Source organism: Anaerofustis butyriciformans (assembly GCF_036289385.1).
GTDB lineage: Bacteria > Bacillota > Clostridia > Eubacteriales > Anaerofustaceae > Anaerofustis > Anaerofustis butyriciformans.
In genome coordinates this window covers 49,441-65,265 of the sequence record NZ_JAYFFH010000003.1, presented here as the reverse complement: position 1 = coordinate 65,265, position 15,825 = coordinate 49,441, and the positions used below count along the sequence as shown (strand labels likewise).

The 15,825-nt window shown below is 29.1% G+C and carries 17 protein-coding genes; 8 read left to right on the top strand and 9 right to left on the bottom strand.

What is annotated here, in order from left to right; all coding sequences use genetic code 11:
• Window positions 1-226 precede the first annotated feature (226 nt).
• Complete coding sequence (locus V2W16_RS05625; protein ID WP_329382867.1) at window positions 227-667, bottom strand: hypothetical protein; 441 nt, start codon at window positions 665-667, stop codon at window positions 227-229.
• Between the two features lie 45 nt (window positions 668-712).
• Window positions 713-1,192, bottom strand: coding sequence for a PTS sugar transporter subunit IIA (locus V2W16_RS05620; RefSeq protein WP_138268917.1), 480 nt, complete (start codon window positions 1,190-1,192; stop codon window positions 713-715).
• Between the two features lie 313 nt (window positions 1,193-1,505).
• Between V2W16_RS05620 and V2W16_RS05615 the strand changes: the two genes are divergently transcribed.
• The 3 genes from V2W16_RS05615 (at window position 1,506) to V2W16_RS05605 (ending at window position 5,087) form a co-directional block, all read left to right on the top strand.
• Entirely contained in the window at window positions 1,506-2,204 is a 699-nt protein-coding gene (locus tag V2W16_RS05615; RefSeq protein WP_329382862.1) for a class II aldolase/adducin family protein, read from the top strand.
• A gap of 95 nt (window positions 2,205-2,299) precedes the next feature.
• Window positions 2,300-3,181 (top strand): MBL fold metallo-hydrolase, encoded by an 882-nt coding sequence (locus V2W16_RS05610; protein ID WP_329382859.1) that lies wholly within the window; start codon window positions 2,300-2,302, stop codon window positions 3,179-3,181.
• 1 nt (window position 3,182) lies between these two features.
• On the top strand, window positions 3,183-5,087 hold the full coding sequence (locus tag V2W16_RS05605; protein ID WP_329382857.1) for a YgiQ family radical SAM protein: 1,905 nt from the start codon (window positions 3,183-3,185) through the stop codon (window positions 5,085-5,087).
• A gap of 29 nt (window positions 5,088-5,116) precedes the next feature.
• On the opposite strand, the gene rsmA is transcribed toward V2W16_RS05605, so the two are convergent.
• The 5 genes from rsmA to V2W16_RS05580 form a co-directional block, all read right to left on the bottom strand.
• Complete coding sequence (rsmA, locus tag V2W16_RS05600; protein ID WP_329382854.1) at window positions 5,117-5,983, bottom strand: 16S rRNA (adenine(1518)-N(6)/adenine(1519)-N(6))-dimethyltransferase RsmA; 867 nt, start codon at window positions 5,981-5,983, stop codon at window positions 5,117-5,119.
• Between the two features lie 3 nt (window positions 5,984-5,986).
• The gene (locus tag V2W16_RS05595; RefSeq protein ID WP_329382851.1) at window positions 5,987-7,552 is read right to left on the bottom strand and encodes a putative polysaccharide biosynthesis protein; all 1,566 of its coding nucleotides are present in this window, start codon (window positions 7,550-7,552) and stop codon (window positions 5,987-5,989) included.
• Window positions 7,553-7,617: 65 nt separating this feature from the next.
• Window positions 7,618-8,532: an RluA family pseudouridine synthase gene (locus V2W16_RS05590; protein ID WP_329383252.1), complete on the bottom strand. Its 915-nt coding sequence runs from the start codon at window positions 8,530-8,532 to the stop codon at window positions 7,618-7,620.
• Window positions 8,519-9,958, bottom strand: coding sequence for a M15 family metallopeptidase (locus tag V2W16_RS05585; protein ID WP_329382848.1), 1,440 nt, complete (start codon window positions 9,956-9,958; stop codon window positions 8,519-8,521). Before V2W16_RS05585 ends, V2W16_RS05590 begins: the two co-directional genes overlap by 14 nt.
• A complete protein-coding gene (locus V2W16_RS05580; protein ID WP_329382844.1) occupies window positions 9,951-11,198 on the bottom strand; it encodes a pyridoxal phosphate-dependent aminotransferase in 1,248 nt (415 codons plus the stop codon). Before V2W16_RS05580 ends, V2W16_RS05585 begins: the two co-directional genes overlap by 8 nt.
• Window positions 11,199-11,306: 108 nt before the next feature.
• Here V2W16_RS05580 and V2W16_RS05575 point away from each other — a divergent pair, with 108 nt between their 5' ends.
• From V2W16_RS05575 to V2W16_RS05555, 5 genes are all read left to right on the top strand, one after another.
• Window positions 11,307-11,642, top strand: coding sequence for a hypothetical protein (locus V2W16_RS05575; RefSeq protein ID WP_329382841.1), 336 nt, complete (start codon window positions 11,307-11,309; stop codon window positions 11,640-11,642).
• A gap of 86 nt (window positions 11,643-11,728) precedes the next feature.
• Window positions 11,729-12,619, top strand: a complete 891-nt coding sequence (locus V2W16_RS05570; protein WP_329382838.1) for an SPL family radical SAM protein — start codon at window positions 11,729-11,731, stop codon at window positions 12,617-12,619.
• A gap of 17 nt (window positions 12,620-12,636) precedes the next feature.
• On the top strand, window positions 12,637-13,284 hold the full coding sequence (locus V2W16_RS05565; RefSeq protein WP_329382835.1) for a pentapeptide repeat-containing protein: 648 nt from the start codon (window positions 12,637-12,639) through the stop codon (window positions 13,282-13,284).
• A gap of 13 nt (window positions 13,285-13,297) precedes the next feature.
• Window positions 13,298-13,744: a GNAT family N-acetyltransferase gene (locus tag V2W16_RS05560; RefSeq protein WP_329382832.1), complete on the top strand. Its 447-nt coding sequence runs from the start codon at window positions 13,298-13,300 to the stop codon at window positions 13,742-13,744.
• 10 nt (window positions 13,745-13,754) lie between these two features.
• On the top strand, window positions 13,755-14,576 hold the full coding sequence (locus tag V2W16_RS05555) for an EFR1 family ferrodoxin (RefSeq protein WP_329382829.1): 822 nt from the start codon (window positions 13,755-13,757) through the stop codon (window positions 14,574-14,576).
• A 24-nt stretch (window positions 14,577-14,600) separates the two neighbouring features.
• Here V2W16_RS05555 and trmD read toward each other — a convergent pair whose 3' ends face one another.
• Both trmD and rimM read right to left on the bottom strand, forming a co-directional pair.
• Window positions 14,601-15,269: a tRNA (guanosine(37)-N1)-methyltransferase TrmD gene (gene trmD / locus V2W16_RS05550; RefSeq protein WP_329382826.1), complete on the bottom strand. Its 669-nt coding sequence runs from the start codon at window positions 15,267-15,269 to the stop codon at window positions 14,601-14,603.
• Between the two features lie 9 nt (window positions 15,270-15,278).
• Window positions 15,279-15,767 (bottom strand): ribosome maturation factor RimM, encoded by a 489-nt coding sequence (rimM, locus tag V2W16_RS05545; protein ID WP_329382823.1) that lies wholly within the window; start codon window positions 15,765-15,767, stop codon window positions 15,279-15,281.
• Window positions 15,768-15,825 lie beyond the last annotated feature (58 nt).

Here is a 15,825-nt window from a genome sequence, read left to right as displayed (position 1 = left end):
ATGATGATAAAATAATTAAGAAAAAACCTAAAAGTAAACATTTTAATGATAGTTTTGTCATTAAAATTATTTTTTGTTTTTTAATATAAATATTTGATGAATAAAATACTTTTTAAATACTAAAGGGGAAATATATTTATATTTCCCCTTATTTACTTAATTTAAACAAAGCAGCTTAGACACATTTATATAATAGTGTATATCAGAAGTATCTGCTTTTATATATTTAATTTTTCTCAGATGCCATCTCTTCTTTTTTATTGTTTTTAAACATAGTTACTATGGATTGTCTGTTTATCTTTAAATCTTCCTCTAAAGCTTGAACTGTTGGTTTTACAATCCACCAACCTTTTTTAGAAGGTATCCTGTATTTGCTTGGCAACTCAGGTACATGTTCTACCCATTTATCATAAATTTGTTTTGATAAATCATCAATACTTATAGATGAATTAGTTTTAAGTATCTTTGAACTTTCAATAAATACAAAATCATTAAAATCTTTTGGTATCCATTTTTTCGCACAAACGGCACCATAAAACAGAACACAACCATATAAAAAGCCTATACATCCAATAATATATGTATGCTCAACTATCCATTCATAAATAAAATATAGATGTTCGCCAAAAGACATTCGCATCAGAAAATCTACTATTATTAAATACATTATACGTCTAACTCCTTCTTAGAGAAAATATTCTCTTATAACTTATTATGCTTCTTCTACTTGTTTAGCTAATTCGTCTTGAACGATTTTCATTATTAACTCTTTATCTTTAGATTCATAAATTGATTTTAATTTATCTTCTTGTTGAATTAGAGAAATAACTGTTTGTAACATAGCTAATTGTTGATGTGGTTCTTTTAATGCAAGCATGAATAAAATTGAAACTTCACATTTTTCACCAGCACCAGCCATTACTTCAAAAGTAACAGGTTTTTTAAGTGTAGCAACACAAATACTTTGTTTGTTTACATGTTCAACATCTGTATGAGGAACTGCTACTGCAAAATCTTCTACAGGTAGACCTGTTGCGAATACTTTTTCTCTTTCTTTTACAGCTTCGATATAGCTTTCTTTTACATAACCAAGATCAAATAATTTATGTGCAACTTGATCTAATGCATCTAAATTGCTATCAGCCTCCACATCGAAAAATATAAGATCTTTGTTAAATTCTAAATCTGCCATTGGTATCTCCTCCTTAAACTATCTAAATATAAATAGCTCTTCATATAATTATTTTAAATTAATTATATGAAAAAAAATTTTAAATGTCAATAAGTAAACAGTATACCCTTTTGAACATCATCTTTTAAAGTGCCTATATAAACGGGTTTAAAGGTTTAAAAATACAAAAAAATAACATTTTTATGTTAAAACTGATAAATTTAGTGTAACAAATGTAATGGTAAAAAAATTTTTGAACAAAAGTACTTTACAATTAAAAACAAATGTTATATAATAACCATAAATTAATAAGAAACATATCCAGGAGGAAAAAATGAGTCAAGATATTCAAAAATTAAGAGAAGCGATTTGTGATGTAGGACGTAAAATGTACGATAGACAACTTTGTTCTACAAATGATGGAAACATCTCAATTAGATTAGAAGATGGTAACTTCCTAATCACACCAACAGGTGTATCAAAAGGTTTCATGACACCTGACATGATGTGTATCGTTGATAAAGACGGTAACTTAGTAGAAGAAAATGGTCCATGGAAAGGAACAAGCGAATTTAAACTTCACTACAAAATTTACCAATTAAGACCAGACGTAAACGCAGTAGTTCATGCTCATCCATTATATGGTACAGTATTTGCAGCTGCAAACATGCCTTTAGATAAACCAATCTGTACAGAAGCTGCACTTAACTTAGGTGAAATCCCTGTAATCAAATATGGTTTACCAGGAACATTCGATATCTGTGGAGACATCGAAGACTACATCGAATACCATGATGCAGTACTTATGAGATATCACGGTGCTGTTACATACGGTCCTGATGTACTTACAGCTTACTACAGAATGGAAAGCTTAGAATTCATCGCTCAACAAGAATTTGCAGCAAGAGCTATGGGAATCGTTGAAAAAGCTACAATTCCTCAAGATGTTATTGATGAATTATATCAATTAAGAAGAGAAAAATATTCAGCTCCAGATTCAATGGGTCCTCACCACATTGCAAATAAAAAATAATTAATTTTGAATTAAAAGAAAGGCTTTTGCCTTTCTTTTTTTATTATTTAAAATTTTATGTTAAAATATCTATAATAAAAGTATAGAGGTTAATTATGTACGAATTAATACAGGTTGGTAAAAACACTTACTACATAAAAAGTGAAAACAACGTAGGCGTTTATAAAATAAGTGATAGTGAAATATTTTTAATAGACTGTGCAATGAATGGTATACAAGCAAATAAAATCCTTGAAATAATTGATAAAAATAACTGGGTATTAAAGGGTATAATAAATACTCATGCTCATGCAGACCATATAGGGAACAATAAAATTTTACAAGATAAAACAGGTTGTAAAATATATTCAAGTGAATTTGAAAGTCATTTTATAAAATATACAGTGCTTGAACCAGCTTTTATTTATGGAGCATATCCACCAAAAAGAATACAAAAAAAGTTCTTAATGGCTACCCCTACTGAAAAGATATCATATAACTTAAAGGAACTACCAAAGGGATTGGAAATAATTAAGCTTCCCGGTCATAGTTATGACATGATAGGAATAAAAACCGATGATGATATTTATTTTATTGCAGATAGTCTCTTCCCTATAGAAGCGTTAAATACTTACCATATCCCAACAATATATAACATAGAAGAATTTCTATATACTCTTGAATATTTAAAAACACTAAAAGGAAAACTTTTCATTTCAACCCATGAACAAGCATTAACAGACATAACTGAGCTTATACAAATTAATGAAAATAAAATAAAAGAAGAACTTGACTTAATATGTAAATTTTTAAAAGTACCTTTAAGCCTTAATATGATAACCAAAAAGATGTTTGATTATTATAATATTGAAATCAACTTTGTTGAATATAATCTTGTTGAGGGAACAATAAAAGCAATGCTGTCTTATTTAATAGATAAAAAGAAAATAGATATAACGTTTAAGGATAATTTTTTATTATATAAATTGAGGAAATAAAATGAAAATAAACAATGAATTTTTAATAACAACAAAAAAAGAAATGGAAGAAAGAGGAATATCCGAGCTTGATTTTATTATAGTCACAGGAGATGCCTATATAGATCACCCATCTTTTGGAACTGCAATAATAGGCAGACATCTTGAAAGCCTTGGATTTTCCATAGGTGTTATCCCCCAACCAAACTGGAAAGAAAAAGAATCCTTTATGGTACTTGGCAGACCTAAATATGCTTTCCTTGTAAACAGCGGAAATATAGACAGCATGGTAAATCATTATACTGCATCAAAGAAAAAAAGAAACGATGATGCATATACAGAAGGCGGAGTGGCAGGGAAACGTCCTGACAGAGCCGTAATAGTATATTGCAATATGATAAGAATGGCATACAAAAAAGTTAATATAATAATCGGAGGAATAGAAGCAAGCCTTAGAAGATTTGCACATTATGATTATTGGGACAACAAAGTAAGACACTCCATACTTACAGACTCCACAGCCGATATGCTAACATACGGAAGCGGAGAAAAAATACTTGGAGAAATTGCAACAAGACTAAAAAACGGTGAAAATTTAAAAGATATTACTGATGTTAAAGGCTCTTGTTATATGACAAGTGATATAAGTAATATTGAAAATGCAATTATTATCCCTTCTTATAAAGAAGTATGTGAAGATAAAGAAAAATATAATAAAGCATTTAAAGTACAATATCAAAACCAAGACCCAATAACAGGCAAAACAATAATACAATTTATGGATAAAACTTATCTTGTCCAAAACTCTCCAATGATGCCCCTAAACAGAGAAGAACTGGATAAAGTATACGGACTATCTTATGCAAGAAAACCTCACCCTATGTACAAAAAAGAAATTCCGGCAATAAAAGAAATAGAATTTTCTGTAACATCAAATAGAGGTTGCTTTGGTAACTGCTCTTTTTGCGCTCTAACATTTCATCAAGGAAGAATGGTACAGTCAAGAAGTAAAAAAAGCATAATCGACGAAGTAAAATTGCTTACAAAAATAGACGGTTTTAAAGGATATATTCATGATATAGGAGGACCAACAGCAAACTTTAAAAATCCTTCATGTCAAAAACAAATGAAATACGGAACATGTGTTGGGATAAACAAAACTTGCCTATCTCCTTCTCCTTGCAAAAATTTAGAAGTTGATCACAGCGAATTTTTAGATGTGTTAAGAGCGGCAGGAAATGTAAAAAACGTAAAAAAGGTTTTTGTTAGAAGCGGCATAAGATATGATTATCTTCTTTTAGAAAAAGACCCTACGGTTTTAAAGGAACTTGTAAAACATCATATAAGCGGACAACTTAAAATAGCTCCAGAGCATATAAACAATAAAACATTAAAACAAATGGGGAAACCGGGAAGAGAAGTTTACGAAAAATTTGTAGATAAATACAACAAAGTAAACAAAGAACTTGGCATGAAACAATACTTAGTTCCATATTTTATTTCATCACATCCGGGATGTACCATACAAGGAGCATTGGAGCTTGCACTGTATATGAAAAAACATAATATACGACCAAGACAGGTACAGGATTTTTATCCAACACCGGGAACTTTATCAACTTGTATGTTTTATACAGGAAAAAATCCTCTGACAAATGAAAAAGTATTCGTTCCAAAAACATATGAAGAAAAACAAACGCAGAGAGCTTTTATGCAATATTACAAACCTGAAAACAAAGAAAGAATAAGAAAAGCTCTTATAAAAATAGGCAGAACAGATTTAATAGGTCCTTATGAAAACTGTTTGATATTTGAAAAGAGAGAATTTAAAAATAATAAAAACAATAAAAGAAAAACATCTTCTAAAAAATTAACAAACAAAAGCGGCAAAGGAAAACCAAACAGCAGAAAAAGAAGATATAAATAAAAAACATTTTGTGTTTTCACAAAATGTTTTTATTTATTCATAAAAGAATTTATTTCATTTGAAAGTTTCGCAAATTGCTCTATTGTTATGTTTTCAGCTCTTACTTTTTCATCTAATCCAGAATTTATCAAAGCTTGTTTTAACAAATCTTTATTTAAAGATAATCCGTTAGCAAGAGAGTTAAAAACCATTTTTCTTCTGTTTAAAAAGGCAGCTTTAACGACTTTGAAAAATACTTTTTCATCATCAAGTTCAATACCTTCTTTTTTTCTCGGTGTAATTCTAAGCACCGTAGAATCAACCTTTGGCATTGGAACAAATACAGTTTTAGGAACATTAAACAATCTTTCAACATCTGCATAATAATCAACAGCAACCGTAAAAGATGAATAATCCTTTGAATTTACTTTTGCGTTAAGCCTTGTTGCAACTTCTTTTTGAAGCATTACAACAATATTATTAAACTCAACTTCATCTTCCAATACTTTCATAAGAATTGGAGATGTGATGTAATAAGGAAGATTTGAAATAAATTTTATTTTTCTTCCTTCTTTTATTTCTTCAGCTAAAATATCTTTTAAATTAGTTTTTAATATATCTTTATTAATAATTTGTATATTTTCATATTCACTTAACGTTTCTTCAAGCATCTCAACAGCTCTTGAATCTATTTCAACAGCATACACTTTATATGCTCTATCTGCTAACTTTTGAGTAAGACTGCCCATACCGGGACCAACTTCAAGAACAACTTCGTCATTCTTTAATTCTAAGGCATCTACGATTTTTAGCACTATATTTTCATCTGTTAAAAAGTTTTGCCCTAAATCCTTTTTAAATCTAAAATCATATTTTGATGTTATTTCGTTAATTGTATTTTTATTTGTTGCTTTCATATTTTATTTCCCTATAACACTTCTTACTTCTTTTATGTTAAGCACTTTAGTAAAATATATTAATGCAAAGTAAACAATAATTGCAACAATTATAACAATAACCGTTAAAATACTGTTACTCAAAAATCCTGCAAGGAATGTTTTTAATGCGAAACATATAATTCCCATTACAGCAGCACAGAAAAGATTTTTTATAAAAGCCATACCAAGCCCCTTATATGTTGAGCCCAGGAATTTTTTTATAGCTCTATAATCGAGACTTGCCACAACAAAGTCGGCGCCTAACGTCCCAAGAATAGCACCATATATATTTAATGCAGGAATTTGTATTAATATTACATTTAAAATAAGTTTTATAACACAACCTACAGCCAAGTTTTTAACAGGAACTTTCAATAGTCCAACCCCTTGTAATATCCCCTGCATTGTAGTTGATATCATGGTAAACACTATACCTATAGATAACAATCTAAGCATATTTGCTCCGTTCGCATCACCAAATAATAATGTTGTAACTTCACTTGCCATAACAATAAGACCGGCAATACATGGAAGAGCAAGCATTAAAACTACTTTAAAAGTTAAAAATGTTTTTTGTCTTATCTGCTCTGTATCTTTTCTTACAAAAGATTCAGAAATTGTCGGAACCAAACTGGCAGCAAGAGATGAAGATAATATAAGAGGTATACTTATAATTGTCTGAGCTCTTTGTGATAATTGTCCCCATAAAATTGTTGCTTCTTCAACACTAAAACCTGCTTTTTGTAAAAATGCAGAAACAGTAAACGAGTTAATTAAATTCATTGAAGAAGTAACAAGGGAAGCAATAGTAATAGGAATTGCAATTGCAGCTAAAATCTTAAGTATAGTTTTTACATCTTCAGTAGACTTTGTTTTTTGATGTTTTATTTGTCTTTTTATTCTCGGTCTTATCTTAAAAAAACATAAGAATAAGAATAAACTGGCAACCAAAGCACCCGCGGTAGCACCAAAAGTCGCACCGGCAGCCCCAAACGCAACGCCAAATTGTTTATATAAAAATACAGCAAGACCAAGTCCAACAACAACCCTTGTTATTGATTCAACTATTTGTGAAATACTTGGAGGTGTCATATTTTGCATACCTTGGAAGAAACCTTTAAATGATGACAAAATACAAACACAAAGAGGTGCAAATGCCAAACCAAGTATTGAATAATACGTATCTGGATGCCACTTAAATACGGATATGAAAAAATGTGCTCCAAATATCATTATTGCAGTACATACAGCACCTATTAAGGCAAGTGTCGTAATTGCAACTTTAAATACTCTATACGCACCATCGTATTTTCCTAAACTTATTCTTTCAGAAACCATTTTTGAAATAGCAACCGGAAGTCCTATAACAGAAATAGCAAGTAAAAATGTATATACAGGGTATGCGTTTCCGTATAGCCCCATACCAAAATCGCCAAGAATTCTTACCAAAGGAAGTTTTAAAAACATCCCAAGGAATTTAGCAACTATTCCCCCAAAAGCAAGAACAGCAGCTCCTTTTAAATAATTTTTCTTTTTACTAGCACTCAAATTACTTTCCTCCTGAAAATAGTACTTCTTCTATTATAAACCCGAATTACTAAAATTCAACCATTTTAACTCTTTTTTAATTTTCCCATCACAAAAACAACATCTTCGGGAAGTTCAGCTTTGAATTCTACCATCTTTTTACTTCTTGGATGAACAAAAGATATTGATTTTGCATGAAGAACTTGATGAGAAATTAATTCGCTTTTATTTTCGTTATATAGTGTATCTCCCAAAATAGGATGACCTATATGAGCGAAATGAACTCTTAATTGATGAGTTCTTCCGGTTATAAGTTTCGCTTCAACTAAAGAGTGTCCATTAAATTCCTCAATTACTTTATACTTGGTTATGGATTCTTTTCCATCTTCACTAACTATTCTTTTTAAAGCATGCCCCTCTTCTCTTTTTATTGGAGCTGATATGTACCCTTCTTTTTTATCAAGTATTCCTTCAGCTATAAGAAGATATCTTTTATCTATTTCATTTCTTATACTTTGATTTTGTATAAAATGATGAACATACTTATTTTTGGCAATAACAACAAGTCCAGAAGTATCCATATCAAGTCTGTTAACAAACCTTGTTTTAAGATGTTTGCCTTCTTTATCCCACTTATAATAAATGGCATTTTGAAGAGTATCGAGAGGATGTGAACGGGTAACATGAACAACCATACCGCTTTCTTTGTTTATAACCACTATATCATCATCTTCATATATAATATTAATATCGATATCACTTGATGGAGCATCTGCTTTTTCAATAGGGAAAAATATTTTTATATTATCATTTTCTTTTAAAACATCAACAAACAAAGCTTCTTTGTCATTAACAAGAAGCTTTCCCTCTCTTATTATATATCTAAAGGTTCTGGAAGAATAATCATATTCATTTTCCAAAAATGAATATATATTCTCCCCCTCGTATTTTTTCCCTACCGTATATTCGTATACTGTGCTGAATTTATTAGTATTTATCACTTTCAAAATATTCCTCTAAAGTTAAATTATTATCATGAATTATTTTTGCTAAATCTTTTCCGACGTATCTTATATGCCAAGGCTCATAGCTATACCCTGTTATTTTTTCCTTATTTTCAGGGAATCTTATTATAAAACCATATTTATAACAATTTTCTTCAAGCCATTTTCCCGCAGGAGTATCTCCTAAACTTTCCACAAGCTGGTAATTTACTTCTTTTGTACTTACATCCATAGAAAGCCCCAATTGATGTTCGCTCTCTCCCGGTTTTGCAGAGTAAAAATTGGCATCTTCTTCATTACCATACTGGGCAATATTATCTTTATAAACATCAACTTGTAAACTATATGACCTAAATCCACTTACACCATAAAACTTATAACCAGAACTTTGAGCAGCTTTACAAAGTTCTTCAAGTGCTTTTGCAGCTTCTTTTCTAAGATACATTACAGATTCATTGGACTGCATAAAATCAATATTTGGCTTTACAAGGTCCGAAGGCTTGTAACTTGATGACAAGTGCCTTTGTTTATTAACAACAGCATCATATTCGTTAGGGTTAGTTATAATCATATTTTTATCAATTTCCTCACTTAAGTTATCTTTTACAATATAACTATATGATTTACTTAATTTTTTATAACTAACAACCATATTTAAGACACTGCCACTTGTAACACTATCATCAATATTAATTACATTTTTATTTACACTAACATTATTTTTTAAATTTTCACTTGTCACATTAATTGTAATTAAACTTTTATCTACATTATCAATTACTTTATTATTAAAGTGGTCTTCTATGACATTTTTAACATTAAATGCATAATTGGTACCGGTTTTTATAGTCTTTGTATCGACACCTATAATTTGAGTCTTATATGTTACATCACCTCTTAATGTTACATCTCCTACTACCGTAGTTTTAAAAGGCTTGTAATATACAATAAAACTAAAAAGAAAAACAGCAATAAAAACAAAAGCTATAAAAAATATACGTTTTAATTTTACAATAGTACGTCTTCGCCTTCTTGCAATCCTTCTTCTTGTATCAACTGTCGAAGTACGATAACTACCATAAGAAGATCTTCTTTCATAAGGTTCAACTCTTTTAACCGGTCTTCTTACAGCATTAGGATTTTTACTAATATGCCTTGTGTCTTTATTAGAAGATATATTTTCTCTTCCCGCTATCCTTTGTAAAAAAGTACCTATATTATATTTAACTTGTTTTTTTATTCTTTTTAATTGTCTGCTAAGCCCATCGTTTCTTTTCCGAACGCAAACTTTTCTCCTTTTATTAGAATTACTTTGCTCATATCGAAAAGAAGCAGAGCTTAAAGATCTACTTTTATTTTTTAAAGTATCTCTCTTTTTTCCATTAAAAATATCTTTTAATGATTTTCTTTTCTTTTTATTCATCCCATTTGTTTAAAACTTCTTTTATTATTTTTGGTGCTAAAGCACACTTTTCTTCTCCAACAGCACAAAGAGCAAATCTAAGTCCCGTTTGAAGAGGAATTACAAAAACATTTTCCTCCATTAATAAATCTGCCGCTTTTACCGGATCTTTACACGGAATACAAACAAAGAAACCATCTTTGTAAGGATACAATTTAAGACCTACTTCCTCGCTTTTTTGTAAAAATACATCTGCTCTTCTTCTAAGCATTTTTACATAGTGGTCTCTTTCCTTAATAAAATTATTGCCAAGATTTTCATCATTTATAATATCAGTAAGAACTCTCATGGCTCCTTTTGTTCCGTTTGACCAAGTTCCTCTGTTTGAATGTAAATTTGTATAGAAAAATTCTTTTGCAATTTCTTCTTTTGATGTTACACATAATAAAGCTCCATTTCTAAGTCCATACATTGTATAACCTTTTGAAGCAGAGAACGCAAATAAAATAAGAATATTTTCATCAAGACCCGCAAATTTTTCCATAAATTTACGTCTATTAAATTTTTCATCGCAAAAATCAATATATGCAATATCAACAAGAACAATTATCTTATTGTCTTTATCCTTTGCAGCTTCTTTTAATACTACTAAAATTTCATCCCACTCTTCATCTGAAACAGAATATCCTGTTGGATTATGCGCAGGTGTATTAAATATTGTTAAAAGTCTTTTTTGTTTAGTTAAATAATAATTAAACTTTTCTTTAAAAGCATCAATATCAAGTCCGCCATTTTCGTTAAACATATTATATGTATCAAGTTTTCTTCCGCTTTCAAGACAAATTGTATTATATGGATCCCAATATAAACTTGATGTTATAACTGTATCTCCAATATTTGTATAATTAAATACGCTGTGATGTATTGCTCCAGAACCTCCCGGTGTCGCAACAGCTTCTATATAAGCATTTGGCATATGATCTTTAAAACATGCTTTTTTTACGGCCTTTAAAAAATCTTTATCTCCTTCTATGCTTGCATAAGCAGCAATTTTAGGTGCATCCAAGCTTTCCAAATAATCATAAACACTTTTAAATGCCACAAAATCTCCATTATCTTCCAAAAGCACGCCCATTGAAGAATTTATTACCTTGTCAGAACCGTATTTTTTTACGGCTTCACTTGCCTTTGCTGAAATTGTAAAAATAGTATCATTCTCTACGGGTCTTATAGCATGATCCGCAACCATATTTTTCGACATATCTTATCCTCCCACTCCATTTAATACCATGATTATATCAAATTTTTTTTTTAAATAGTAGTAATTTAAAAAATTTAAAGTATAATATAATAAAAGGAGTGATTTAATATGAGAATTAACGCAAACAACAGCTATAAACTAGTTAAAGAAGAAGTTAACAACACATACGAAGTATTAAAAGACGGACTTTCTATGGAAGAAATTACAGACATATTACTTCATGATCCCAAAAAACCCGTTATGGGAATGTATAAATTATTCATGACAATTGCAATAGCAAACCTAGAAGCCAGAAATGATATAATGGAAGACAGGGTTTTAACTAAAGCAGCTATTTATATGGATTATTTTGCCAATGGCGGAAAACAAGATGAATTTTTTATGACAAAACAAGATTTATTATATGACGATCTTGAATTTATAAGAAACAAATATTTAAAATAATCTTATAATTTAATATATAAATAATACCCTGCAAGTATACAAAACTATATTTGTGGGTTTTTTATTAATTAAAACAGGTAAATAAAATGATAAAATCAATTTCAGCTAAAACAATTCTTTCTGGATATAATCAATCAGGTTGGTTTTGTTCAAATTATAATATGAATTTATATAGAGGATGTGTGCATGGCTGTATATACTGTGACAGTAGAAGCAACTGCTACAATATCGAAAATTTTGATGAAGTATCATATAAAGAAAATGCTATAAATATACTGCAAAATGAGCTACGAAGTAAAAAGAAAAAAGGCGTTATAATGACAGGAGCAATGAGCGACCCCTATAACCCTTTTGAAAAAGAATTAAATTTAACAAGAAAATCATTAGAGCTTATTAACAGATATGGTTTTGGTGTAAGTATAATAACAAAATCAGATTTAATCACAAGAGATACCCAAATACTAAAAGACATAGCAAAACACTCAATAGTCTGTGTGAATATTACCATAACAACTGCATCAGATAACTTAGCAAAAAAAATAGAACCAAATGCGCCATCAAGCACAAAACGCTTTAAAGCAGTAAAAAAGCTTAGGAGCGATAATATTACAACAGGAGTGTTAATGACTCCAACATTACCATTTATAAATGACACAAAAGAAAATATAATTAATATGGTAAAACTTGCAAAAATATATAATGCAAGCTATATTTACGCCTATAAAGATTTTTGTGTTTCATTAAGAGATAATCAAAGAATGTATTATTATTCGAAACTTGATGAGCTTTTTCCAAAAGTAAAAGACAAATATATTAACACCTTTCAAGATAAATACTGGTGCTGTTCCACAAACAGAGAAAAGCTTTGGGATATATTTGTAAATGAATGCATAAAAAACAATATTGAATATGACCATAAAAAAATAGATGAAATAATTAAAAAAGGCTATAATAAAACACAAATGAGTCTATTCTAAAAATAAAGGAAACATAAATGAGCAATATAGATTTAAATTTACATGACTTTATTCAAATAAACGATATACAAAATATAGTCAATGAAGCAAGAGAAAATGATACTGATATTGAAGAAAAAATCATAAAAAATCAAAACCTTGATAATTATGATTTTTCTAACATAAATTTTAGTGATACTATATTTGAACATTGCAGATTTTTAAATTGTGATTTTGAAAAAAGCGGTTTTGTAAACGTGATTTTCAAAAACTGCGATTTTTCAAATAGCAATTTTAGTGAAGGTTATTTTTCAAAAATACATTTTGAAAGTTCAAAATTTCTCGGCGGAGATTTTAACAAAGCAATTATAAAAGATGCAGAAATTATAAACTCAAATTTGCAATATACAGTATTCATGCAGACTTCTTTTAATCATGTAAATTTTAATTTTTCTGATTTTACAAACGCAACTATAAGTGATAGCACTATGAAAAAAATTAAAATAAAAGAATGTAAATTCATTTTAACAAACTTTTTTAATACAAAACTTGCAGGAATTGATTTTTCAACAAGCAATATTGAAGGTATAATTTTATCTGATAATTTTAAAGAATTAAAAGGAATTAAAGTAAATGAAATACAAGCTATAGAGCTTGCAAAACTTCTTGGAATAAAAATAGTTTAAATAGAGGGGAAATATGAAAATACAAAAAGTAAATTTAAAGAAAGAAAAATATCTCGACCTTTTATATTTAGGAGATGAAAATTACGATTTAATTAAAAAATATCTTAGTAAAAGCGATATGTATATCGCAAAAGAAAATGAAGATATTATAGGTCAAATATGTATAAAAAGGATATCCGGCAAAATATTTGAAATAAAAAATATTTCCATTTTACCTAAATACCAGCATAAAGGATATGGAGCAAAGCTGATTAAATTTATTTTTGAAATGTATAAGAAAAAAGCAAGTATAATGATTGTAGGAACAGGAGAAACGAAAAAGTCACTTAATTTTTATCAAAGCCTTGGATTTAAACCAATTAAAAGAATAAGAAACTACTTTTTAAATAATTACGACCATGAAATATACGAAGATAACATAAAACTAAAAGATATGATTTATCTAAAAAAAATCCTATAAGGAGAAAGCCATGAAAATAAATAAAATAACAGCTATGTACTTTAGTGCAACTGATACAACAAAGAAAATATGTGAGTATATTACAGATAAATTAAGTAAAAATTTAGAGATAGAAACCAATATAATAAACTTTGCAAACAAAAATGAAAGAGAAAAAAATTTTGAATTTAATAGTGATGAACTTGTTATTTTTGGAATACCTACTTATGCAGGAAGAATTCCAAACGTACTGCTTCCATTTATAACAAACAACATTAAAGGGAACAATTCTTTATGCGTTCCGATAGTTTTATTTGGAAATAGAAATTATGATGATTCATTAATTGAACTTAGAAACATTTTGGAATTTAACAACTTTCATTCTATTGCAGCCGGAGCATTTGTAGGAGAACATTCTTTTTCATATACTCTTGCAAAAGGAAGACCGGACAGTGAAGATTTTAAAGAAGTAAATAAATTATGTGATTTAATTTTAAAAAGAATAGAAAAAGAAAAAATAACCGATATTTCACCTGTAAATGTAAAAGGAGAAAACCCTATACGTACATATTACAAACCAAGAGACAGAAAAGGGAATTTTATAGATATAAGAAAAGTACTTCCAAAAGTAAATCATAAATGTGATAATTGTAAGTTATGCGTAGAAGTCTGCCCTATGGGTTCAATAGATAAAGACAACGTAGCAAAGTATAATAATATATGCATAAAATGCGGTGCATGTATAAAAAAATGTCCTATGGGTGCAAGGTATTATGATGATGAAGGATATTTATATCATAAAAGCGAACTTGAAGAAATGTATCAAAGAAGAGCAGAAAACGAAATATTTTAAAAGCTGTGGAACTCCACAGCTTTTTTAAAGTAAATCTTCTCTTCTTTTTTTCGTTTCTTTCAATGATTCTTCATTCATATATTCTTCTATTTTTTTATGATGTCCGCTAAGTAAAACAGGTGGAACTTTAAGCCCCATAAACTCTTCTGGTCTTGTATACTGACTTGCCTCAAGCATTCCATTTTCAAAACTCTCGTTTTTATAACTTTCACTGTTTCCAAGAACTCCGTCAACATATCGGCTTACTGTATCCATAAATACCATTGCCGCAATATGCCCTCCTGTTAAAATATAATCCCCTATACATATTTCTTCGTCTACACAAAGGTCTATGGCTCTCTGATCGATTCCTTCATAGTGACCACATAAAAGTATAACTTCATCAAGTTTTGCATATTCGTTCGCAAGAGCACTGTTAAAAACTTTTCCTCTTGGAGAAAAATATATAACGGGAACATTTCTTTGTTTTTTTATGTCAGTTACACAGTCATAAACAGGTTCTGCTTTCATAAGCATTCCTGCTCCTCCCCCGTAAATTTCATCATCTACTCTTCTGTGTTTATCCTTTGAATAATCTCTTATATTTATCGCATTTATTTCAAGTTTGTTGTTTTTTACCCCTCTTCCTATAATGCCCACATCTTTATATGCTTCTATCATTTCAGGATAAAGCGTAAGTACGTTATAAATCATGTTTTCTCCCTAATAAACTAAATTTTTCTTATTTATTTTAATGTATTCATCTTCAACTATTTCAAGTATATTTTCTTCTAAGGCAGGTAACATTTGTTCCTTTCCGTCTATTTTAAATACATATATATCAACTGCGGCAGGAGTTAAAACATCAACCATTACTCCTATTTCTTCCCCGTTTTCATCAAGAACTTTAAGCCCTTTTAAATCTTCAATAAAATATTCACCTTCATCTAAATCTACACTGTCTTCTCTTAATACTTCTATAAAATTATTTTTTAACTTTTCAGCAATATTTCTATCGTCAATTTCTTTAAGCTTTAAAATAATATGATTTTTGTTTATTCTTGCAGATACCGCATTATATTCTTTTCCTTTTATAAAACATCTTTCAAGCTTTTTAAATCTATTCATATCATCAGTTAAAGGAAGAACTTTTAACTCTCCTTTTATACCATGCACATTAAAAATCTTTCCAATTACTATATTTTCTTTCATAATTATCCATTCCTTGTATTTTTTGTATTATTATATTTTATCAAAAATAAAATTTCTT